Raw genomic sequence first — 21,586 nt, forward strand, 5'->3', positions numbered from 1 at the left:
CCAGGCGGTGCTGCGCCGCTACGACGTGCTGCTGGTGGCCGACGAGGTGATCTGCGGCTTCGGGCGCACGGGGGCGATGTTCGGCTGCGAGACCTTCGGCATCGAGCCGGACGTGATGGTGCTCTCGAAGCAGATCTCCTCCTCGTACATGCCCCTCTCGGCGATCCTGATGAACGCGAACTTCTACGAGCCGATCGCCGACGAATCCGCCCGGCTCGGCGTGCTCGGCCACGGCTACACGGCCTCGGGCCATCCCGTCGCCACCGCGGTGGGCCTGGAGAACATCTGGATCATCGAGGAGCGCGACCTCGTGGGCAATTGCCGGCGCCTCAGCCCGCTCTTCCTCGAGCGGCTGGTGGGGCTCGCCGAGCACCCCCTGGTGAAGACGTGGCGCGGCGTCGGCCTGATCGGGGCCCTCGAGCTGAAGCCCGCGACGGCACCCGGCGCGAAGCCCGGCGCGGCCGGCGCCGCGATCCAGGCAGCCGCCCTCGAACAGGGGGTGATCGCCCGCGCCATCGGCGGTTCCCTGTGCTTCTGCCTGACGCTGATCATCACCGCGGAGCAGATCCGCGCGATGTTCGACGCCGTCAGCCGTGCCCTCGACACGATCGCCGCGTGAGCCCGATGGACCAGATCCGCACGACGGGTCGGACCGATCTCGGCGAGATGGACGCGGCGAGTAGATCGGCGAATGTCGCCTGGTTGGTCAATTCGCCCGCGAGAAGCTTCAGCAAAATGTGCGAGCAGCATCCCGAGCATCTTGGCCTTTGACCTTTTCACAAATCCGGGTGATCTGAAGAAGGGTCTCAACTCGGAGCCCCCTTATGCCCGCCCCTTACGCCCGCCATATCGAAGCGCCACTAGGCATCGTTCGAACAACGTTGCGCGATGCCTCCTTACGCATTCTCACTGCACACGGTCGTGACCTTCAATCCGGATCCGGCACTGTCCGCTACGCTGGCGTAGCCGGGTTCAAGGTCTTCTACTTCACGGGCGAACCAGGTGTTATCGCGCGCCGGGGACCAGGCAACTGAAGCACGCCGCCAGGTCCCATACCGGATGCGGTGCAGCACCTCATCGACGTCGATGCCGGCGCACACGTGCTCGGAGTGGGCTGGCGCGGCAACGGCACTGTTCTGCACGATCGCTTCGTACGCGGCCCCTGGGAGTACGAACTTCTTCGCGCAGCCGGCATGACGGCTGGCATCCCGCAGATGAATCGTGTCGCGCCTGTTGGTCCGGGGCGCGACAGCCGGCTGACTTGGCCGATCGAGGAGATTGTCGGCACTCGCCGAGGCCGGCTGGACTACCCGATCACCTTTGACGTGCTCGGATACTGGAAAGGCATGCCGGAGGTGGCGCCGGCAGGTACGAGCTTCGCCGATCTCGTTGCCATGGTGACAGAATGCTACGACACCTGTCGTGAGGCGGACGATGAGCCGGACAGCAGTGTTGGCTTCAGCGGCTTCGGGTTTAAGGCGTGGTTAGGTGAGCGCCCGTTCAGAGCGGGCGCTCCAAAGGGCAGGCCGGACCTCCGCTACTGGATCGCACCGCACGGCGGCGCGCGAGCAGCGGCGGCTCTGCTGCTTCTGCTGTCGCGCTCCGTATGCACGCTCGATCAGCCCTCTATTGGACCCAGCTCGCGAGAAAAGGAGCGTGTGGCACACCTTTCGCCGTTGGCGACGCTGAGTCCGCTGCGTCCATCCTATGGTTAGGGGATCTCACGGTCCTTGTGGCGTCTGAACCTGAGCAGGACAGATTGATGCGCCGATCCTGCTGCATGTCTGCCAAGTTGGCGCAAAAAGCTCCCGCAGATCCAAGCTTTTGGTCGCCTGACGGCAATCCCATCGGTTAGGCCAAATCTTGATCCACCCTGTACGCCGCGAGGAGGTTGTCGAGCAGGTATCGAATGGCACATTGCGGCAACGGCGGCTCGTTCAACCAGCTTGGCTCGGTAGAGCAGGGTCCGCCTTCGCATTAGGCCTATCTCGAAGCAGCCGTTCCGCTTTCGGCCAAACTCCGGCACGCCGGATCGTCATCGCACGCAGAACCGGACGTTCGGCTTGGCGCCCATTGCTGCCACTCGGCCGAACCGGGTAGCAACCTAAAAGCAGACGTTCTATCGGCAGCTGAGCGATGGCCTGGTTGTCGATGTATCCGACAGTGCATCGCCGTAGGGAGGCTTCGCAGGTGCCTTCACGAATATCGCTCCGATGCGCACAATCCCCCGGTGGACCTTTGACGACACCATCTTGAGGTCAGCCTTGCCCTCGCGCCGTCACCAACGGCCTACGCCCTTTCGTGCCCCAAGCTAAGCTGAGTTTGCTCAACTGCCGCGAAAGACCGCTATCGGGATGCGCCAACTCCGCCCGAGATGGCAGACATGGGTCGCGAGGAGTATGTTAGCTTTCTCGGCTAGCCAGCGACTCAATGGCTATCCCACGCAACGTCGATACAAATGCGCTCTGCTAACATGCCGACCCATTTCATCGTCAAATTTTGCAGGCAGTCGAGTACACAACGACCTATAACGTCTATTATTTCTGTAAAACCGATCTAATGTGAATCCAAATCAATATAAAGACGTTTCTTGACCTGCCGCACCCTGCTAATGGTGCGCTTTATATTAATCATCGTGCTGAATCAGATAATCTGATGGCGCCGATCAAATCAGAATATTTGTCCGCTTCCTTCTCAAAATCTAATTTTCCCCGCAATGGCCGTTGCTTCTCGTTCGTGCGAGGAAAGCTGCGGCCTCGAATGATTTCGGAGGAAACATGCTGGGGTCCCTTGGCGCCCAGGCACTACGGCGTCGCCGTTAGGCCGCACCCATGCAGCCAAACTGGATCGTTCTCTCCCTGACCCTGGCCTACATGGCGGCGATGGGGCTGATCAGTTTCTCTGTGCGACGCCATGCGAGGAGCGCTGGAAGCTTTACCTCCGGCGGCACGCGCTATCCGGCGTTCCTGATCGGCTTTCTGCTGATGTCGGAATTCATCGGGACCGCCACGAGCGTCGGCACGACACAGACGGCCTACAGGGTCGGCGTGTCGGCCGCCTGGAACGTCCTCGCCCTCGCCGTCGGTTTCGTTCTCTACGCCATTCTCCTGGCGCCCCGCTTCAAGGAACTCGGCGAGAACACGATCTCCGGGGCGTTGGCCAAGGCCTACGGTCGCCCGACCAAGCTCGCGACCTCGGTCATCATGATCTTCGCGCTCCAGATCGTCGCGGTCTCGACCTATGCGGGCGGCGGTACGATCCTGGCGGGCCTCCTCAACGTCGACCGGACCAGCGCCATCGTCATCACGGGTATCGTCGCGACGCTTTATGTCAGTGTCGGGGGGATGCGCTCGGTTATCTATACGAACGTCCTGCATGCCGTCGTGAAGTATCTTGGCATCCTCGCGGCCGTGGCCTTCGGATTGTCTCAGGTCGGCGGCTTCGACAACCTGCGGGCCCACGTGCCCGAAGCGATGTTCGCGGTCGATACGGTCGGCTGGTCACAGATCTTCGCGTGGATGGTCGCCGGCATCGGCGCGGTCTTCTCGACGCAATACGTGATCCAGGCCATCAATACCGTGCAGGACGGGCGCACGGCGCGGCAGGCCAGCTTTTATTGTGCCTTCCTGCTCGTGCCGTTCGGCATCGGCGCTGCCCTGGTCGGTGTCTGCGCGGCGGCGCTGCTGCCGGGAATCCCCGCGATCCAGGCTTTGCCGGGCCTGATCGCCCGGATGGACGATCTTTTGGCCGCCATCGTGGTGGCGGGATTGGCGGGATCGCTGTTCGGCACGATCTCGGCCCTTAGCATCGGCGCTGCCACCCTACTGTTCAAGGATTTCTATCATCCCCGCCGTCGGAGCGAGGATGGGACGTCGTCCCTGCGGTTCGTCCGCAGCATGACGGTGCTCGTGGGCCTGATCCCGATTCCCCTGGCGATCTTCGCGCCGGATATCCTGAAGGTGACGTTCCTCGCGAAATCCCTGCGGGCGACCCTGGCGGTCTTGGTCATCTTTGCCTTCTACGCTCCGCGCTTCGGCACACCGCGGGCCGCCGTCGTCAGCATCCTGGTTTCCCTCGTCCTGACGATCGGCTGGTTCCTCGCCGGCGATCCCGGGGGAATCGACAACGCCTATGTGGCCCTCGTCATTCCCCTAGCGGTGATGGGTACAGCCGAACTCCGGAAGAGGACCACGCTCCGGAACGAACAGGTTGCGGCGCCCTGACGGGACGGGTGTCCCGGCGGCGATCTAGCTGCCCCCCGCGGACCATGCTAAATAGTGCAGATGTCCGAGGCTCTTGAGATCGCCCATGGCGCCTTCGGCCGCGTCGCGCTCCTCGACATGGACCGCAGCCTTGTCCGCCACGCGCACCCGCATTGCCACGTGCTCCTGAAGGTCGAGGGAGACGACACGCAGTTCCTCGTCGGTGATCAGGTTGTGGCGCTCACCGACGATCAGGCTGTCCTGATCAACGCCTGGGAGACCCACGCCTACCTGCACGATCCCCGGCGGGCCAAGGCGATGATCCTGGCCCTGTACATCGAGCCCAACTGGCTCGGCGCGTTCCGGCGGAATTGGGCTGCGAGCGGGGCGCCCGGTTTCTTCGGACAACCGTCGGGCGCCGTCACACCAACGATTCACCGGCTCGCCCACGACCTCGCCGCCGAGATGGTCTATGCACCGCTTTCCTCCCACATCCAGGACGAGTTACTGTCGAACCTGATGGTTGCCGTGATCGAGCGGTTCACGGCTTGGCGCGAGGAGCCCCTCTCCCTCCGTGCCGCCGCCCGGCGCAACGCTGGCGACTGGCGCATCCGACGCACCATCGCACGGGTGCGGGCAGAGCCAGGCGCCATGCTGGGCACCGAGGCGCTGGCACGCGAGGCGGGCCTCTCCCGCGCCCAGTTCTACCGCCTGTTCGAGCAATCCACCGGGGCCCCGCCCCATGTCTTCCTCAACGCGATCCGGATCGAACAGGCCGTCGAGGCCATCGTGAGCAGCGAGGAGCCCCTCACCGCGATCGGCATGCGCCTCGGCTTCGCCGCGCCCGCACATTTCTCGCGCTTCTTCCGGGACCACGTCAGCGTACCCCCGAGCATCTTCCGCGGTATCGTCCGGCGGGGCGGCCAGCCCACTGCCTGACGGCGCTGTCATCAAAGAATGAGACGTTTCGGTAAGTCGCGAGACGCCTCGGCATCGCTGCGCCCACACGGAGCCGCCATTCTCCCCGAGATATGGACCCCATCGAGAGGTCCGGCGGAGGAAGCGGCTTGGGCATCGTGTCAACGAGCTATGTCGGACGATCGGTCGAGCGCGTCGAGGACGCAGCCCTGCTCTCCGGGCTCGGGCGCTACATCGACGACCTCGGCATGCGGCCCGGCACGCTGCACGCGGCGATCCTGCGCTCGCCCCACGCCCATGCGGACATCCTTGGCTTCGATGTTCAGGCGGCCAAGGCGCTGCCCGGCGTCACCGCCGTGGTCACGGGCCGGGACCTCGACGCCGTCACGACCGGCCTCGTCCCGGCCTTGCGGGCGGTCGTCGATGCCCGCGCCATCGCGGTGGACCGGGTGCGTTATGTCGGCGAGCCCGTCGCCATCGTCGTCGCCCGAGACCGCTACCTCGCGGAGGACGGCTGCGACCTGATTGAGGTGCAGTACCGGGTGCGCCCCGCGGTGGTCGATCCGCTGGCGGCCCTCGCCCCCGACAGCGAGATCCTGCACGAGGGCGTCGGCGCCAATTGCGTCAGCGACCGACGCTTCCGCTACGGCGATCCCGAGGCGGCCTTCGCGGAGAGCCCGCGCAGCCTGTCCGTGACCGTGCGCTACCCGCGCAACACCGGCTCGCCGATGGAGACCTACGGCGTCGTCGCCTCCTACGATCCCACCGACGATTCCTACGACGTGCTCGCGAACTTCCAGGGGCCATTCAGCATCCATGCAGTGGTGGCCCGGGCGCTCAAGGTGCCGGGCAACCGCCTGCGCCTGCGCACGCCCCCCGATTCCGGCGGCAGCTTCGGGGTCAAGCAGGGCGTCGCGCCCTACGCCGTCCTGATCGCCGCCACGGCGCGCCTCGTGGGCCAGCCGGTGAAGTGGATCGAGGACCGGCTGGAGCACCTCTCGGCCTCCGTCTCCGCCACCAACCGGGTCACGACCCTCCGCGCCGCCTTCGAGGCGGACGGGCGCGTCACCGCCCTCGATTGGGACCAGATCGAGGATTGTGGCGCCTACCTGCGGGCGCCCGAACCCGCCACGCTCTACCGGATGCACGGCAACCTTACCGGCGCATACGCCATCCGCAATGTCGCCGTGCGCAACCGGGTGGTGCTGACCAACAAGACGCCGACCGGCCTCGTGCGCGGCTTCGGCGGGCCGCAGGTCTACTATCCGCTCGAACGGCTTATGCAGCGCATCGCGCTGACGCTGGGCCTAGAACCCTTCGCGGTGATCCGCCGGAATCTGATTCCGGCCGACGCCTTTCCCTATCGCACCGCGACCGGCGCCCTCTACGATTCCGGCGATTACCAGCGCGCCCTCGACGAAGCCGCCCGGGACGGCGGGCTCGATGAGCTGAAGCGGCGGCGGGACGCCGCCCGCGCCGAGGGCCGCCTCTATGGGATCGGCCTGACGGCGGCGGTCGAGCCCAGCGTCTCCAACATGGGCTACATCACCACCGTGCTGACGGCGGAGGAACGCGCCAAGGCGGGACCGAAGAACGGCGCGCAATCGACGGCCACCATCACCCTCGATCCCGTCGGCTCGGTGACGGTTCAGGTCGCCTCGGTGCCGCAAGGCCAGGGGCACCGGACGGTGCTGGCCCAGGTGGTGGCCGACGTGCTCGGCCTCCCGATGGAGCAGGTCCGCGTCACGGCCGACCTCGATACCGCCAAGGATGCGTGGTCGATCGCCTCCGGCAACTACGCGAGCCGCTTCGCCGCCGCCGTGGCGGGGGTCGCGCACCTCGCCGCCACCCGCCTGCGCGACAGGCTCGCGCGGATCGCGGCGGCGCAGCTGAACCTGCGCCCGGAGGATCTCGTCTTCGCGGGCGGGCGCATCGCCTCGCGGGTGAACCCGGATGCGGGTCTGCCCTTCGCGCGGGTCGCCGCCACGAGCCACTGGTCGCCCGGCCTCGTGCCCGAGGAGCTCGGCGCGGTGATCCGCGAGACGGTGTTCTGGACACCCCCGGAGCTGACGGCGCCGGACGCGGAGGACCACATCAACTCCTCCCTGTGCCACGGCTTCATCTTCGACATCTGCGGTTTGGAGATCGACCGGGTCACCGGCAAGATCGCCATCGACCGCTACGTCTCGATGCACGATTGCGGGCGCATCCTGCACCCCGGCATGGTCGAGGGGCAGGTGCGCGGCGGCTTCGCGCAGGCGCTCGGCGCGGCGGTCTACGAGGAACTCGCCTACGGCGACGACGGCGCCTTCCTGTCCGGCACCTTCGCTGACTACCTGCTGCCCACCGCGACCGAGGTGCCGGACCTGCGCATCCTGCACGTCGAGAGCCCGTCTCCCTTCACGCCGCTCGGCGCGAAGGGGGTCGGTGAGGGCAACTGCATGTCGACGCCGGTCTGCCTCGCCAACGCGGTGGCCGACGCCCTGGGCCTGGAAGCCATCGACCTGCCCCTGACGCCCGCCAAGCTCGCGGCCCTCGCGGCGGGCGGGGAGGAGCGGGGGCCCCCCTCCGGCCACGCCGCCCCGAAGCCCGCCGCCAAGGCGGGCGACCGCACCCTGCGCGGGGAGGGCTCGGCCGCCGTCACGGCTCCGCCGGAGACGGTGTGGGCGATGCTCCTCGACCCCGACGTGCTCGCCTCCGTCATCCCCGGTTCGCATGGGGTGCGGAAGCTCTCCGACACGCGGTTCCAGGCCGACGTCACGCTCGGCGTCGGCCCGGTGAAGGGCCGCTACAAGGCCGAGGTGATCCTCTCCGACCTCGACGAGCCCCGGGCGGTGACGCTCACCGGCACGGTGACGGGCGGCCTCGGCAGCGGTGGCGGCACCGGCCGCCTGACCCTGGAGCCCGACGGCACGGGGGGCACGCGGATCGCCTACGTCTACGAGGCGGCGGTGGGCGGCAAGGTCGCGGCGGTGGGCGGACGCCTCCTCGACGGGGCCGCGCGGGTGATCATCGGCGGGTTCTTCACGGCCCTCGCTCGGCGGGCCGGCGGGTCCGGCGTGCGCGGGCGCCGCCTTCCGGCCGCCCTGCGGTGGCTCCTCGCGCGCCTGGGAGTGTCCGCATGAAGCCCGCGCCCTTCGCCTATCTGCGCGCCACGTCCCTGGACGACGCCTTGGAAGCCTTGCACCAGCACGGCCCCGAGGCCCGGATCATCGCGGGCGGCCAGTCCCTGATGCCGATGCTCAACATGCGGCTCACGAAGCCCGCCGTGCTCGTCGACGTGATGCGCATCCCCGCCCTCAAGGAGCCCCGCCCCGACAAGGGCGCCCTCGTCATTCCGGCGGGCGTGCGGCAGGCGATCCTGCTCGACCGGCCGGGTCTCGCCCGGGACCTGCCGCTGCTGGCTGTTGCCCTGCCGTGGGTCGGGCACATCCAGACCCGGGCACGGGGGACGCTGTGCGGCTCCGTCGCCCATGCCGATCCGAGCGCGGAAATCCCCCTCTGCCTCGTGGCGCTCCAGGGCGAGATTCACCTGCGCAGCCGCCGGAAGGTCCGGCGCGTGGCGGCCGAGGACTTCTTCACCGGCATGATGGTCACCGACCGGGCCGACGACGAGATGATCGAGGCCATCGCCTATCCCCTGCGCCGGGAGGGCACCGGCACGGCCTTCGCCGAGGTGGGGCGTCGGCACGGCGACTACGCCATCGTCGCCTGCGCCGCCGTGGTGGCCGGCACCCGGATGCGGCTCGCGGTCGGCGGCGTCGCCGACCGGCCCACCGCCCGCGACTTCCCCCACCTCGACGGGTCGGCGCTCGACGATGCCCTCAACGCCTTCGCCTGGGACCTCGGCGCGGGGGACGATCTCCACGGCACCGCCCGCTACCGCCGCGAGCTCGTGCGCAGCCTCGGCCGCCGGGTGCTGGAACAGGCCGTCAAGGTCGCCCGCGGCGACACCCATCAGGAGGCCGTGCCATGCCACAGCTAGACGCGAAGGGCCGTCACACGGTGGCCTTTACCCTCAACGGGCGCGAGACCACGGTCGAGGTCGAGACCCGCACCCTGCTGACCGACGCCCTGCGCCACGGGCTCGGGGCCACGGGCACGCATGTCGGCTGCGAGCACGGCGTCTGCGGCGCCTGCACGGTGTCCATCGACGGGGTTCCCGCCCGGGCCTGCCTGACGCTCGCCGTGGGGGTCGAGGGCTGCGCCGTGCGGACCGTCGAGGGTCTGGCTCCGGAGCCCGGCCGCCTCGGGGTGCTGCAGGCGGCGTTCCGGCGGCGGCACGCCCTGCAATGCGGCTTCTGCACCGCCGGCATCCTGATGTCGCTCGACGCCTATCTCGCCTTCCGGCCGAACCCCTCGCGCCGGGAGATCACGGAAGTGATCGGCGGCCATCTCTGCCGCTGCACCGGCTACGCGCCGATCATCGAGGCCGCCCTGGAGGCGGCTGCGGAACTCAGGGGCGACATCCCGGCCCCGTCATCCCCGGAGGCCGCCCATGCTTGATCTCGGCACCAGCTTCCTTGCGAGCGTCTCCCGCGATCCCCGCGCCCTGGCCCTCGTCGACGGGGAGACCCGGCTGAGCTACGCGGAGTGGTTCGGGGTCATCTCCGCAACCGTGGCCGGGCTCGACCGGCTCGGGCTGAAGCCCGGCGACCACCTCGTCACGGTCCTCCAGAACCGGCACGAGGCGGCGACCCTCCACTGGGCCTGCCAGTTCGCGGGCATCGTGATCACGCCGATCAACTGGCGGGCCAAGGCCGAGGAGATCGATTACGCGGTCGAGAACGCGCAGGCCCGCGCCATCGCCTACGAACCGGTCTCGGCCGGGAGCCTGCGAGACAGCGCGGCGTCGCAGCGAATCCCGCGCATCGCCGTCGGCACGCCACCCGGCCCCGGCGAGACGGCCTTCGCCGACCTCGCCGCCACCGAGGGGCCTCCGGTGACGCCCCGGGCCGACGCGGAGGCGATCTCGCTGATGCTCTACACCTCCGGCACCACCGCCAAGCCCAAGGGGGTCCCGCGGCGACACCGGGCGGAGCGCGCGGCGGCCGTGGCCCATGTGGCGCAAAACCTCTACGGGCGCGGCGAGCGCACCCTCGGCGTGATGCCGCTCTATCACACGATGGGGGTGCGCTCGCTCCTCGCCATGTCGCTGATCGGCGGGACCTTCGTCTGCCTCCCCCGGTTCGACGTGGCCGGCGCGCTGCGGCTGATCGCGGCCGAGCGGATCACCAACCTCTACCTCGTGCCGACCCTCTATCACGACCTCGTGCACCATCGGGATTTCCCGGCGACCGACACGACCTCCGTGCGCAAGCTCGGCTTCGCCGGAGCGCCGATGACGGACGGCCTGCTCGCCCGCCTGACCGAGGCGTTCCGGCCGGATCTGTTCGTCAATCATTACGGCTCGTCGGAGGTCTACACCTTTACGATCAACCACGAGGCGGCGGTGAAACCCGGTTCGGCCGGGCGGGCGGGCCTCAACACGATGGTGCGCGTCGTACCCATGGGGGGCGACCCAGGCCGAACCGCCGCGCCGGGCGAGGAGGGCGAGATCGCCGTCATCGCCAAGGGCGACGAAGCCTTCGAGGGCTACTGGCATCGCCCCGAAGCCGACGCGAAGGCCTTTCGTGATGGCTGGTACTTCACCGGCGATACCGGCTTCGCCGACGCCGATGGCGACCTCTACGTCACCGGCCGGGTGGACGACATGATCATCACCGGGGGCGAGAACGTTTCGCCCGTCGAGATCGAGAGCCGCCTCTCCTTGCATCCGGCCGTGTCCGAAGTCGCCGTTGTGGGCCTGCCCGACGAGCGCTGGGGTCGGATCGTCGCGGCCTTCATCAAGCGGAGCGGCAGCACCGACGAAGCGGCGCTCGATGCCCATTGCCGGGCGGGCGGCCTGCCGAGTCACAAGCTGCCGCGCCGGTACGTCTTCGTGGACGAGATCCCGAAATCGCCGGTCGGCAAGCTGCTGCGCCGCCAACTCGTGGCCGGCGAGTACGTCCTGGAAGGCGGGGCCGAGCCCCATGCCGAAGGTCACGAGGCTGCCTGACGGTCCCGCCCCCACTCCGAATCACAAGCGAGAGACCAAACCCATGACGAGCGACACCCACATTATCGACCCGCGCCTGACGAACCTCGACGGGTTCCGCGTCGAGATCGACTCGGAGCGCGAGCGCGCCGACGTGATCCTGGCGCGGCCGCCCATGAACGTCATTGCGATGCCCCAGCGCGATGAGATCCGCAAGGTCTTCGAGGCGCTGGACGAGGATCCCCGCGTGCGGGTCATCGTCCTGCGGGCGGAGGGCGAGCACTTCTCGTCGGGGGGCTACATCAAGGGCTTCCTCGACGCCTCGCCCGAGCACGTTTCGAAGCTCGCCTGGAACATAGCGGCGCCGGCCCGCTGCTCGAAGCCCGTCATCGCCGCCAACCGGGGCTACACGTTCGGTGTCGGCTTCGAGATCTCGCTGGCCTGCGATTTCCGCATCGTCTCCGAGACCTGCCGCTACGCGCTTCCCGAACAGAAGCTCGGCCAGATTCCCGGCTCCGGCGGCTCGGCCCGGCTCCAGAAGATCGTCGGCATCACCCGGACCAAGGATATCGTGATGCGCTCCAAGCGCATCCCCGGGCGGCAGGCCCTCGACTGGGGCATCGCCACCGAATGCGTACCCGATGCGGACCTGGAGAAGGCCACCGACGCCCTCGTGGAGGAACTGCGCGCCTTCTCGCCCATCGCCCAGCGCACCGCCAAGAAGCTCCTCAACGACACCGAGGACGCGAGCCTGTCCATCGCCATCGAGCTCGAAGGACACTGCTACAGCCGCCTTCGTCAGGCCGACGACTTCCGCGAGGGCGTCGAGGCGTTCCACGCCAAGCGCGCGCCGCGCTTCACCGGCTCATAGTCCGGCCGCGCCGGGGGGGCTGCCGAGCGGTTCCCCCCATCCTGTGACGCCTACCGCACCGCTTCGATCCCGCCCAGGCGGGAAACGACGACGCACGCCCGAATGGCTCCCGCCCAGACCCAGAGCCCGAACCGGCCCCCCCGCGGCAACGACCGCATCCCCCGGAGGAAATCTATGCAGACCGCCGCCACCTTCGCATCCGATCCCCCCGCCCTCGCCAAACCCACAGGCCGGCAGACGGTGACCGCCGCCATGGCCTCGCTGTTCGGCTGGGGGCTCGATCTCTTCGACCTGTTCATCCTGCTTTACGTCGCGCCGGTCGTTGGCACGTTGTTCTTCCCGGCGGACAAGCCGATGCTGTCGCTGGCCGGCGCCTATGCGTCCTTCGCGGTCACGCTGCTGATCCGGCCCCTCGGCTCGGCCCTGTTCGGCTCCTATGCGGACCGCTTCGGCCGCCGTCGCGCCCTCATGGTGGCGGTGGTCGGCGTCGGCATATCGACCGCGGTCTTCGGTCTCCTGCCGACGGTCGGCCAGATCGGATGGCTCGCGACTGCGGTCTTCCTTTTCTTCCGCCTCGTCCAGGGCATCTTCGTCGGCGGCGTCGTCGCGGCATCCCACACGATCGGGACGGAATCCGTCCCGGAGCGGTGGCGGGGGCTGATGTCCGGGGCGGTCGGCGGTGGCGGCTCGGCCATCGGCGGCCTGCTTGCCTCCCTGGTCTTCTATGTCGTCTCGCTCATGGCGCCGGGAGAAGCCTTCGCCGAGTGGGGCTGGCGGCTGATGTTCTTCTCGGGTCTCCTGACCTCGGTGATCGGCCTGATCCTCTTCCGCAATCTCGAGGAATCCCCGATCTTCAAGGAACTGCAGGCCCGGAAGGCGGCGCTCCGGGCAGGCGCTCCGGCGGAGGCCTCGCCGATCCGCTCCCTGTTCTCACCGTCCAACCGGGGAAGCTTCGCGGTCGCGACTCTCATCTCCTTCGGTGGTGGCGCAGCCTACTACCTTACGTCCGGCTACCTGCCGACCCTCCTCAAGCTCGTGAACGGCGTGCCGAACGCCACCGCCTCGATGATCCTGATCGGCGCCAACGTCGCGGCGGCGATCGGCGCCTGCGGCATGGGCGAACTGAGCCAGCATATCGGGCGCAAACGGTCGTTCCTTCTGATGGGCGTCATCCGCCTGCTCGCTTTTCCCGCCCTGTTCCTGACCATGGCGAACACGACGAGCCTCGTTGGGGTCGCGGCCTGCGCCTTCCTGCTGGCGCTCATCGCCAACGGCAGCTACGGGCCGCTGCTGATCTTCCTCAACGAAAAATTCCCGACGGCGGTGCGGGCCACGGGGACGGGCCTGACCTGGAACATCGGCTTCGCGCTGGGCGGCATGCTGCCGACGCTCGTCTCCCTTGTCGCCGACGGGCCGACGCAAATTCCGATGGTGCTGGCCGTCATCACGACCGGCGTCACCCTGGTCTATCTTGTCGGTGCCTTCCTGACCGACGAGACGCAGGGCAATCTCGACCGGGCCTGACGATACGGTTCTGCGCGGGCGGAGGCCTCCCATGACGAGTGATCCCCTCTGGACCTTCGCCTGCGCATTCTATGGCCGGCCCGGCGTCGCCGCGGCCTGCCTCGCCCTCCAGGACGAGGGCGGCGCCGATGTGCCCCTGCTCCTGTACCTGATCTGGTGCGGGAGGACCGGACGAAGGCTAGACGCCTCGGCGCTCGCCGGAGCGGAAGCCCGGATTGGCCCCTGGCGCGGACAGGTGATTATTCCCTTACGGGCGATCCGCCGGGCGATGCGGTCTGACCTCATGCCGGGCCAGGGGACGGAGGCGCTCCGGGAGCGGATCAAGCTCGCGGAGATCGAGGCGGAGCGCCTCGCCCTCGCGGCTCTCTTCGAGGCCGCGCCGGTCCCAGATATGCCGGTGAGTTCGGGCGGCGAGGCGCTGGCCCTCTATGCCGCCTATCTCGGCCGGACCTGGCCGGAGGCACCGCTGCGGGTTCTCGCGACGGCGCTGGAGGGCTGAGCGCCGGTCAGCCTTCTCCGCTCCGCCAACGCCGGACGCCGGGTGCATCGATGTCGAACAGGTCGAGAACCCGCCCGATCGTATGGTCCACCATTTCGGCGAGGCTCTCCGGACGCGCGTAGAAGGCCGGAACCGGAGGGGCGATGATCGCCCCCATTTCCGAGAGCGCCGTCATGGTGCGGAGGTGGCCGGTGTGGAGGGGAGTCTCCCGCACCATCAGGACGAGGCGGCGGCGCTCCTTCAGGGTCACGTCGGCGGCCCGCGTCAGCAGGCCGGATGTGACGCCGGTCGCGATCTCGGCCTGGCTCCGCATGGAGCAGGGAGCCACGACCATGCCGCGGGTCCGGAAGGAGCCGGAGGCGATTGAGGCGCCGATGTCCCCCTGGGCGTAGGTCTTGGCGGCCAGGGCGCGGACGTCGGCGACCTTGAGGTCGGTCTCATGGGCCAGCGTCACCTCGGCCGAGCGCGACATCACGAGATGGGCCGGGATCGCGAGGTCGCGCAGGATTTCCAGGAGACGGATCCCATAGATCACACCCGAAGCACCCGAGATGCCGACCACGAGGGGCAGCGGTGTCATCGTTCCTCCCGGCCGCAACGGGCGCGGCGACCTTGCCGGTGACAGTATCGGGGTGTGCTCGCCCGTGTCGAATAACGTCGGCTGATCGCTGCCATCAGTCCGGGGGGCTCAACCGGTGATGATATGGGCCTGGAGTGCGGCCGCCGCCGCGTTCAACTCCTCCTCAAGGATACCGATGAGGAGCTGCGCCGCGTAACTGAGCGGTTTCTGCGGATGGTGGATGATCACCAATTCGCGGGCGATGCGCGGCGCGACGATGCGGTAGGCCTTGAGGGACCCGTCGGCGAGCTGTCGGCTGACGGCGATGCTCGGCAGCACAGTGAAACGCGTCGAGCGCGCCACAAAGTCCGCGATCGCGGGGGGCAGGTCGAGTTCGAGCTTCGGGCACAGGGTCACGTCCGCGGCGGCGACACGGCGGTCGAGTTCGACGCGCAGGCCGTGTCGGGTCGAAGGCAGGATCAGGTTAAGGGCGGCGAGGTCCGCCATCCGGATGGGCAGGGGCACCGGCAACGGTGTGTCGCGCCCGCCGACCACGACCATTTCCTCGTCGAGGAGGGGGGCCATGACGAGGCCGAGGCGTCGGGCCGGCCGGTTGATCACAGCGAGGTCAAGGGCGCCGGTGCCGACGCCCTCGATGAAGGTGCTGCTGTAGCCATCGGCCAGCGATAGCTCGACCTCTGGGTAGGCCGCCGCGAAGCGAGCGAGGACGCTGGGGATCACGCTCATCGACAGGGACGACAGGATGCCCGCCGTGACGCGGCCCGACACTGTTTGGGACAGGCGCGCCATGGCCGCCCGGGCGTCGGCGACATCCCGCTGGATCGGGTGGACCAGCCGGTGCAGCGTCCGGCCGGCGGCTGTCGGCACCATGGCCTTCGGCTGGCGGTCGAACAGGCGCTGGCCGAGTTCCCGTTCCAGCTTGGCGATCTGCATGCTGAGCGCGGGCTGGACGACGTTCATCCGCTGCGCGGCGCGGGTGACGCTGCCCTCCTCGAACAGGGCGACGAAGTAGGAGATCTGACGGAGATCCATACACGGGACCCAGGCGACACGAGCAACGCGCCAGAGGACCATGTGCGGGCCGGTCGGCGCAATTCAAACCGGCTGATGGGCGGCATCACCAATCGTTATTTTTCCCGCCTGCGAGAAGAGCTTAACGCTTACTCCCATGGCAAGCTTGGTTGAGAAGACCCCGCCGTGAGGACAGCATGAACGCGCCCACTCCCGTTCGTTCCCTCCGCGACTGGCTCGATCGGCTGTCCGGGGATGGGCGCCTCGCCATCGCGCGGCCGGGAATCGGCTTGCGCCACGAGGCAGCGGCGGTGGCGAGCCGCCTCGACGGCCGGCAGGCCAGCCTATTTCCGCAGCCCGGGGGGCATCCGGGCACCATCGTCTCCGGGCTCGTGTCGAGCCGGGCCTGGATGGCGGAAGCCCTCGGCACCACGCAGGATCACCTCGTCGCCCATTTCCAGCAGGCCGCCGCCCAGCCGCTCCCCTGGCACGAACACAACTCCGCCCCCGCGCAGGAGGTCGTCCAACGGGAGGGACTCGACATCCTGAAGATCCTGCCGGTGCCGACTCTGAACGAGCACGACAGCGGGCCCTACATCTCGGCGGGCCTGATGATCTCCCGGGACCCAGAGACCGGCCTGCAGAACGTCGCCATCCTGCGCTGCCAAATCAGCGGTCCGGACAGGATCGGCGTGCTGGTCCTGCCCCGGCATACCGACAATTTCTACCGCAAGGCCGAGGCCCAGGGCCGGGGCCTCGAAGTCGCCCTCGTGGTCGGCGTCGATCCCGCCTGCCTCCTCGCCTCCCAGGCCATCGTGCCCCTCGGCCACGACGAGTTGGAGATCGCCGGGGCGCTCACCGGCCAACCCCTCGACGTGGTCAAGTGCCTGACGAACGGCGTGCGCGTTCCGGCGAACGCAGAGATTGTGATCGAGGGCCGCCTCCTGCCCGAAATCCGCGAGCCGGAAGGGCCGTTCGGAGAATTCCCGCAATATTACGGGGAGCGGGCCAAGCGGCACGTCATGCAGGTCGATGCGGTGACGCACCGGCGCGATCCGATCTTTCATATGATCGTCGGCGGCGGCCTTGAGCATCTGCTGCTGGGGGCGATCCCCCGGGAGGCCACGATCCTCGCAACGCTGCAGCGCAGCTTCCCCGGTGTCGAGGACGTGCATCTGTCCCTGGGGGGAGTTGGCCGTTACCACCTCTACGTCCGCCTGCGGAAGACACAGGAGGGTGAGGCCAAGAACGTGCTGCTCGGGGCCTTCGCGGCCCACTACGACATCAAGCACGCAGTCGTGGTCGATACGGATGTCGACATCCACGTCCCGCAAGAAGTCGAATGGGCGGTCTCGACGCGGTTCCAGGCGGACCGAGACCTCGTCGTCATCCCTCACGCCCAAGGCTCGAAGCTCGATCCATCAGGCCGCGAGGGGGTCGGCGCGAAGATGGGTCTCGACGCGACCGTTCCGCTGGACGCGCCCCCCATGAAATTCAAGCGCATCCGTGTTCCCGGCGAGGCCGAGGTCGATCTCGACGCGGTGCTCGCGTCCGGCGCCGACTGGCGCGCGGCGATCGGCTGATCCCATGAACGCCTTGCCCGAAACGGTCGACGTGTTGATCGTCGGCGGGGGCTCTGCCGGCTGCGTGATGGCCCACCGGCTCTCCGCCGACCCGCGGCGCCGGGTGCTCCTCGTCGAAGCCGGCATCGATACACCGCCGGGCCGGGTGCCGGCGGAGATTCTCGACAGCTATCCGATGCCGCTGTTCCATGGCGACACCTACATCTGGCCGGGGCTCGACGCGGCGGTCACCCGCGACTCCCGCGGTCGCATGCGGCGGCGGGCCTACGAGCAGGGCCGGGTGATGGGCGGCTCGTCCAGCATCAACGTCCAGGCGGCCAACCGCGGGCTGCCCCGCGATTACGAGGCCTGGGCCGCGCTCGGCGCCGAGGGCTGGGCCTGGGACGACGTACTGCCGTATTTCCGCAGGCTCGAGACCGACCTCGATTGCGGCGGTCCGCTGCACGGCCATGATGGGCCGCTCCCGATCCGGCGCATCCTGGAGCCCGCATGGCCTCCCTTCGCCCATGCGGTCGCCCGCGCCTTCGATGCGACGGGGCTGCCCCGGCGCGTCGATCAGAACGGCGAGTTCGAGGACGGGATCTTCCCGCCGGCCTTCTCCAACCGGGACGACGCGCGGGTCTCGGCCGCCGCCGCGTATTTGGACGTGGGTACGCGGGCCCGGCCGAATCTCACCATCGCCGCCGGCCTCGAGGTCCGTTCGCTGGTGATGGACGGGCGCCGCGCGACCGGGGCCGTGCTGCGGCGGGGCGACGGATCCGAGCAACAAGTGAGCGCCGCCTCCGTAGTCCTGTGCGCCGGCGCTCTTCAATCGCCGGTGCTCCTCCTGCGTGCCGGGATCGGCCCGGGCGATGCGCTCTCCGCCTGCGGGATACCCGTCCGGCTGGATCGTTCGGGCGTCGGCGAGAACCTGCGGGACCATCCCGCTTTGACGATGGCCCAGGTCCTTCCCCGCCCGCTCCGGCTGCCCGAGACCTTCCGGCGCGCGAGCTTGCTGGCCCTGCGCTATTCGTCCGGCCATCCCGAAGGCTGCGCCTCCGATATGTATCTCACTGCCTCCGCCCGTGCCGGCTGGCACGCCCTCGGCGGACGCCTTGCGCTCTACTTCCTCTGGGTGAACCAACCGCACTCGGTCGGGCGCCTGCGCCTCGATCCGGCGAACCCGTCCGGCCCGCCCGACATCGATCTCGGCCTGCTCTCGGATCGCCGCGATCTCGAACGCCTCGCCTCGGGGATTCGGCTGCTCAGCGACCTCGTGGTCTCGCCCACGCTGAACCCCCGCTCCGACGACCTCTTCCCCGCGAACTATTCGCCGCTGATCCGCCGGTTGAGCGCCGTCTCCCCTCGCAACCGGCGGCTCACCGGCCTCCTCGCCCCCGTGTTCGATGCACCGGCCATGCTGCGCGCCCCGCTGCTGCGCGCCGTCCTAGGCGGCCACGCTTGGGCGACAGTGCTTCAGGACGATGGCGCTCTCGACGACTTTGTCCGGGACAACGTCTTCGGGGTCTGGCATGCGAGCGGTACGTGCCGCATGGGCCGGGCCGACGATCCCGGCGCGGTGGTCAATCCGGGGGGACGCGTCATCGGAACCGACAACCTGTCCGTCGCCGACGCATCGGTGATGCCCCGCCTTCCTAGCGCAAACACGAACGTCCCGACCTTGATGATTGCGGAAAAGATCGCGGAGAGGATGATGGTGGAGATGGGATGATCCCTCTCGACACATTCGGCGCCTTTGCGGTGGCCGACCTACGGCTGGAATACCGTTTCGTCGGTCCGCAGCCGGACTTGGCGCCGACGCTGGTGTTGCTTCATGAGGGTCTCGGTTCTGCCACGCAGTGGGGCCCGCTGCCGGAAATTCTGGTCGAGAAGACCGGATGCGGTGTCCTGGCTTTCTCGCGCCAGGGTTATGGGGCCTCGAGTCCGGTGCCTCTGCCCCGCCGGACCGACTTTCTCGAACATGAAGCCTGCACCATACTTCCCCAGGTCCTCGACCTCGCGGGACTGCGAAGCGGCCTGCTGATCGGCCATTCCGATGGCGCCTCGATCGCGGCCCTCGCGTTGGCGGAGGGCGACACCCGCGTGCGGGGCGGCATCCTCATCGCGCCCCATTTTTTCGTCGAGGAGGCGACGCTGGCCGGGGCCCGACGGGCCCGGGACGCCTACGACAATGGCGATCTGAAGGTCCGTCTCGGCCGTCGGCATACCGATGTCGAGGGAGCCTTTCGCGGCTGGAACGACGCCTGGTTGGATCCGGCTCGGCGCGGATGGACAATCGAGACAGCCCTTACGCGATGGACCGTCCCGGCAATCATCATCCAGGGGACGAAGGATGCTTACGGAACTAAGGCCCAGATTGGTGCCGCTCGCAGACTTTGCCCCGCCGGTCTGCTGACTGTTTATGAGATGCCGAATGTTGGGCATCACCCACATCGCGAAGCGTTGGCAGAAACTGCCGACGTCATCGCCCGCTTCGTCACACCTGTCTTGAGCAGAAATTAAGTCTCCACAAGACAATGTCTGATTGGCCTTGAAACACACAGTCGCGAGGCCGGGTGCCGGCCCCCTTTCCCGTGGGGGGGGGCAGGAGGCGGTGTCAGGTTCGTTGACAGGGTTATTTGGAGTCACCTGCCTCCCAGGCCTCACCCAGATCGAGCTTTCCAAATCCCGGCGAGGACAAAGCCCAGCCGTGGTACTGGGCACGTTCGCCCACGTTGCCGCCCGACAGCTTTCAGCGAATGCGCGTCCTCGACGGTATGACCGGATTGGATCGGGTAAGACGCTGTCCGTTTTTCCAGCAAGCCCCCTCCAGAGCGGACCGGCCGCTTTCGGCCGATTCTGTTGAAAAACTCGGTGTTGCAGCGGTAGTCGTGAGGTGATTCACTCTCGTCGAGAGGCGGAGACCGAAGCAGATGATGGGACCTCGGCAAGTCGAGCAGGGCGCCCTGTTCTACGAGTTCTCGCTCGATACCCACGTCCCCGCCGACCATCTGCTGCGCGGCATCGACCGCTTCGTTGACCTGTCGAACCTGCGCGCGCACCTGGAGTCGTTCTACAGCTCGACGGGCCGGCCCTCGGTCGACCCTGAGTTGATGATCCGCATGCTGCTCATCGGCTACTGCTTCGGCATCCGCTCCGAGCGCCGCCTGTGCGACGAGGTCCACCTCAACCTCGCTTATCGCTGGTTCTGCCGGCTCGGGCTCGACGGCCGGGTGCCGGACCATTCGACCTTCTCCAAGAACCGCCATGGCCGCTTCCGCGACAGCGACCTGCTGCGGCGCCTGTTCGAGACCGTGCTCGCCCGCTGCATCGCCGAGGGGCTCGTGGGCGGCGAGGGCTTCGCGGTCGACGCCAGCCTGATCAAGGCCGATGCCAATCGACAGAAGGGTGTCGAGGGTACGAACGGCCTGCCACCCGAGAGCGTCAGCCGCGCCGCCCGGGAGTACCTGGCTGTGCTCGACGACGCCGCGTTCGGGGCTGCGACGCCGGTCGTGCCCAAGCTCGTCTCCCCCGCCGACCCGGCTGCGCGCTGGACGGGGGCGGACGGTGGGCTGGCCTACTTCGCCTACGCGGCCAACTACCTGATCGACCTCGACCACGCGGTCATCGTGGACGTCGAGCCGACCACCGCGATCCGGCAGGCCGAGGTCACAGCCGCCAAGCGCATGATCGTGCGCTCGCGCGAGCGCTTCGACCTCTACCCGGCACGGCTCGCCGGCGACAGTGGTTATGGATCGGCCGCGATGCTGGGCTGGCTCGTCCACGAACAGGGCATCGAGCCGCACATCCCCGTCTTCGACAAGTCTGAGCGCCGGGACGGCACCTTCAGCCGATCAGCCTTCACCTACGACCCTAGCGCTGACGCCTACACCTGCCCGGCCGGCAAGCACCTGCGGCAACGTCAGAAGGTCTACAGGTCACCGCCTCCGCTCGTCGACGCAGACGGGATGCTGCGCTACCGCGCGAGCAAGCACGACTGCGATGCCTGCGCGCTGAAGCCACGATGCTGCCCCAACGCATCCGCCCGCAAGATCCCACGCTCAATCCACGAGGGCGCCCGGCAGATGGCGCGCGACATCTGCGCCTCGGAGGCGGGCCGTACCTCGCGGCGGGAGCGCAAGAAGGTCGAGATGCTGTTTGCCCACCTCAAGCGAATCCTGAAGCTGGATCGGCTTCGGTTGCGGGGGCCGGATGGAGCCCGGGACGAATTCCACCTCGCGGCCGCCGCCCAGAACCTACGGAAGCTGGCCAAGCTGATCCCGCTGGGGCAGCCGAGCCTAGCCTGATCGGCTGGGGGAGGCCCTCAGCCAACCCCCCATCAAACCTCGATCCAGGCCGACCGCGAGTTTTTCAACGAAATC

The 21,586-nt window shown here is 68.3% G+C and carries 18 protein-coding genes; 16 read left to right on the plus strand and 2 right to left on the minus strand.

Going from position 1 to position 21,586, the window contains the following annotated elements; genetic code table 11:
- The 12 genes from ACTJK8_RS30105 to ACTJK8_RS30160 all read left to right on the plus strand — a co-directional run.
- A partial coding sequence (locus ACTJK8_RS30105; protein ID WP_440763037.1) for an aminotransferase class III-fold pyridoxal phosphate-dependent enzyme occupies positions 1–619 on the plus strand: 619 nt, incomplete at its 5' end.
- Positions 616–771 carry a hypothetical protein gene (locus ACTJK8_RS30110; protein ID WP_440763038.1) on the plus strand — a complete coding sequence of 52 codons (156 nt, stop codon included), beginning with the start codon at positions 616–618 and terminating at the stop codon, positions 769–771. The genes ACTJK8_RS30105 and ACTJK8_RS30110, both read left to right, overlap by 4 nt.
- Before the next feature lie 293 nt (positions 772–1,064).
- The gene (locus ACTJK8_RS30115) at positions 1,065–1,715 is read left to right on the plus strand and encodes a hypothetical protein (protein WP_440763039.1); all 651 of its coding nucleotides are present in this window, start codon (positions 1,065–1,067) and stop codon (positions 1,713–1,715) included.
- A 1,116-nt stretch (positions 1,716–2,831) separates the two neighbouring features.
- The gene (locus ACTJK8_RS30120) at positions 2,832–4,223 is read left to right on the plus strand and encodes a sodium:solute symporter family protein (protein WP_012321635.1); all 1,392 of its coding nucleotides are present in this window, start codon (positions 2,832–2,834) and stop codon (positions 4,221–4,223) included.
- Between the two features lie 60 nt (positions 4,224–4,283).
- Positions 4,284–5,141, plus strand: coding sequence for a helix-turn-helix transcriptional regulator (locus ACTJK8_RS30125; RefSeq protein WP_012321636.1), 858 nt, complete (start codon positions 4,284–4,286; stop codon positions 5,139–5,141).
- A gap of 92 nt (positions 5,142–5,233) precedes the next feature.
- Positions 5,234–8,245 carry a xanthine dehydrogenase family protein molybdopterin-binding subunit gene (locus ACTJK8_RS30130; RefSeq protein ID WP_209650750.1) on the plus strand — a complete coding sequence of 1,004 codons (3,012 nt, stop codon included), beginning with the start codon at positions 5,234–5,236 and terminating at the stop codon, positions 8,243–8,245.
- Positions 8,242–9,105: an FAD binding domain-containing protein gene (locus tag ACTJK8_RS30135; RefSeq protein ID WP_440763040.1), complete on the plus strand. Its 864-nt coding sequence runs from the start codon at positions 8,242–8,244 to the stop codon at positions 9,103–9,105. The genes ACTJK8_RS30130 and ACTJK8_RS30135 overlap by 4 nt, the downstream gene beginning before the upstream one ends.
- Positions 9,093–9,626 carry a (2Fe-2S)-binding protein gene (locus ACTJK8_RS30140; protein ID WP_012321639.1) on the plus strand — a complete coding sequence of 178 codons (534 nt, stop codon included), beginning with the start codon at positions 9,093–9,095 and terminating at the stop codon, positions 9,624–9,626. Before ACTJK8_RS30135 ends, ACTJK8_RS30140 begins: the two co-directional genes overlap by 13 nt.
- Complete coding sequence (locus ACTJK8_RS30145) at positions 9,619–11,178, plus strand: AMP-binding protein (protein WP_059408544.1); 1,560 nt, start codon at positions 9,619–9,621, stop codon at positions 11,176–11,178. Before ACTJK8_RS30140 ends, ACTJK8_RS30145 begins: the two co-directional genes overlap by 8 nt.
- 43 nt (positions 11,179–11,221) lie before the next feature.
- A complete protein-coding gene (locus ACTJK8_RS30150; RefSeq protein ID WP_440763041.1) occupies positions 11,222–12,028 on the plus strand; it encodes an enoyl-CoA hydratase/isomerase family protein in 807 nt (268 codons plus the stop codon).
- Positions 12,029–12,202: 174 nt separating this feature from the next.
- A complete protein-coding gene (locus ACTJK8_RS30155; protein ID WP_012321642.1) occupies positions 12,203–13,552 on the plus strand; it encodes an MFS transporter in 1,350 nt (449 codons plus the stop codon).
- 31 nt (positions 13,553–13,583) lie between these two features.
- Positions 13,584–14,051 (plus strand): TIGR02444 family protein, encoded by a 468-nt coding sequence (locus ACTJK8_RS30160; protein WP_012321643.1) that lies wholly within the window; start codon positions 13,584–13,586, stop codon positions 14,049–14,051.
- A 7-nt stretch (positions 14,052–14,058) separates the two neighbouring features.
- On the opposite strand, the gene ACTJK8_RS30165 is transcribed toward ACTJK8_RS30160, so the two are convergent.
- Both ACTJK8_RS30165 and ACTJK8_RS30170 read right to left on the minus strand, forming a co-directional pair.
- Positions 14,059–14,631, minus strand: coding sequence for a UbiX family flavin prenyltransferase (locus tag ACTJK8_RS30165; RefSeq protein ID WP_012321644.1), 573 nt, complete (start codon positions 14,629–14,631; stop codon positions 14,059–14,061).
- A gap of 108 nt (positions 14,632–14,739) precedes the next feature.
- Entirely contained in the window at positions 14,740–15,663 is a 924-nt protein-coding gene (locus ACTJK8_RS30170; RefSeq protein ID WP_012321645.1) for a LysR family transcriptional regulator, read from the minus strand.
- 176 nt (positions 15,664–15,839) lie between these two features.
- Here ACTJK8_RS30170 and ACTJK8_RS30175 point away from each other — a divergent pair, with 176 nt between their 5' ends.
- The 4 genes from ACTJK8_RS30175 to ACTJK8_RS30190 all read left to right on the plus strand — a co-directional run bounded on the left by ACTJK8_RS30175 (position 15,840) and on the right by ACTJK8_RS30190 (position 21,511).
- Positions 15,840–17,225 carry a UbiD family decarboxylase gene (locus ACTJK8_RS30175; RefSeq protein ID WP_440763042.1) on the plus strand — a complete coding sequence of 462 codons (1,386 nt, stop codon included), beginning with the start codon at positions 15,840–15,842 and terminating at the stop codon, positions 17,223–17,225.
- A 4-nt stretch (positions 17,226–17,229) separates the two neighbouring features.
- Positions 17,230–18,936, plus strand: coding sequence for a GMC family oxidoreductase (locus tag ACTJK8_RS30180; protein ID WP_012321647.1), 1,707 nt, complete (start codon positions 17,230–17,232; stop codon positions 18,934–18,936).
- The gene (locus ACTJK8_RS30185) at positions 18,933–19,727 is read left to right on the plus strand and encodes an alpha/beta fold hydrolase (protein WP_012321648.1); all 795 of its coding nucleotides are present in this window, start codon (positions 18,933–18,935) and stop codon (positions 19,725–19,727) included. The genes ACTJK8_RS30180 and ACTJK8_RS30185 overlap by 4 nt, the downstream gene beginning before the upstream one ends.
- 410 nt (positions 19,728–20,137) lie before the next feature.
- Positions 20,138–21,511 carry a transposase gene (locus ACTJK8_RS30190; protein ID WP_440762471.1) on the plus strand — a complete coding sequence of 458 codons (1,374 nt, stop codon included), beginning with the start codon at positions 20,138–20,140 and terminating at the stop codon, positions 21,509–21,511.
- The last annotated feature ends 75 nt before the right edge of the window (positions 21,512–21,586 follow it).

Origin of the sequence: Methylobacterium sp. 22177 (assembly GCF_052045615.1) — a bacterium.
Lineage (GTDB): Bacteria > Pseudomonadota > Alphaproteobacteria > Rhizobiales > Beijerinckiaceae > Methylobacterium > Methylobacterium radiotolerans.

Coding starts and splice junctions, on each gene's coding strand:
- ACTJK8_RS30170 (WP_012321645.1), bottom strand. CDS start 15,663: ATGGATCTCCGTCAGATCTCCTACTTCGTCGCCCTGTTCGAGGAGGGC.
- ACTJK8_RS30180 (WP_012321647.1), top strand. CDS start 17,230: ATGAACGCCTTGCCCGAAACGGTCGACGTGTTGATCGTCGGCGGGGGC.
- ACTJK8_RS30130 (WP_209650750.1), top strand. CDS start 5,234: ATGGACCCCATCGAGAGGTCCGGCGGAGGAAGCGGCTTGGGCATCGTG.
- ACTJK8_RS30150 (WP_440763041.1), top strand. CDS start 11,222: ATGACGAGCGACACCCACATTATCGACCCGCGCCTGACGAACCTCGAC.
- ACTJK8_RS30190 (WP_440762471.1), top strand. CDS start 20,138: ATGATGGGACCTCGGCAAGTCGAGCAGGGCGCCCTGTTCTACGAGTTC.
- ACTJK8_RS30125 (WP_012321636.1), top strand. CDS start 4,284: ATGTCCGAGGCTCTTGAGATCGCCCATGGCGCCTTCGGCCGCGTCGCG.
- ACTJK8_RS30165 (WP_012321644.1), bottom strand. CDS start 14,631: ATGACACCGCTGCCCCTCGTGGTCGGCATCTCGGGTGCTTCGGGTGTG.
- ACTJK8_RS30120 (WP_012321635.1), top strand. CDS start 2,832: ATGCAGCCAAACTGGATCGTTCTCTCCCTGACCCTGGCCTACATGGCG.
- ACTJK8_RS30145 (WP_059408544.1), top strand. CDS start 9,619: ATGCTTGATCTCGGCACCAGCTTCCTTGCGAGCGTCTCCCGCGATCCC.
- ACTJK8_RS30175 (WP_440763042.1), top strand. CDS start 15,840: ATGAACGCGCCCACTCCCGTTCGTTCCCTCCGCGACTGGCTCGATCGG.
- ACTJK8_RS30155 (WP_012321642.1), top strand. CDS start 12,203: ATGCAGACCGCCGCCACCTTCGCATCCGATCCCCCCGCCCTCGCCAAA.
- ACTJK8_RS30185 (WP_012321648.1), top strand. CDS start 18,933: ATGATCCCTCTCGACACATTCGGCGCCTTTGCGGTGGCCGACCTACGG.
- ACTJK8_RS30160 (WP_012321643.1), top strand. CDS start 13,584: ATGACGAGTGATCCCCTCTGGACCTTCGCCTGCGCATTCTATGGCCGG.
- ACTJK8_RS30135 (WP_440763040.1), top strand. CDS start 8,242: ATGAAGCCCGCGCCCTTCGCCTATCTGCGCGCCACGTCCCTGGACGAC.
- ACTJK8_RS30140 (WP_012321639.1), top strand. CDS start 9,093: ATGCCACAGCTAGACGCGAAGGGCCGTCACACGGTGGCCTTTACCCTC.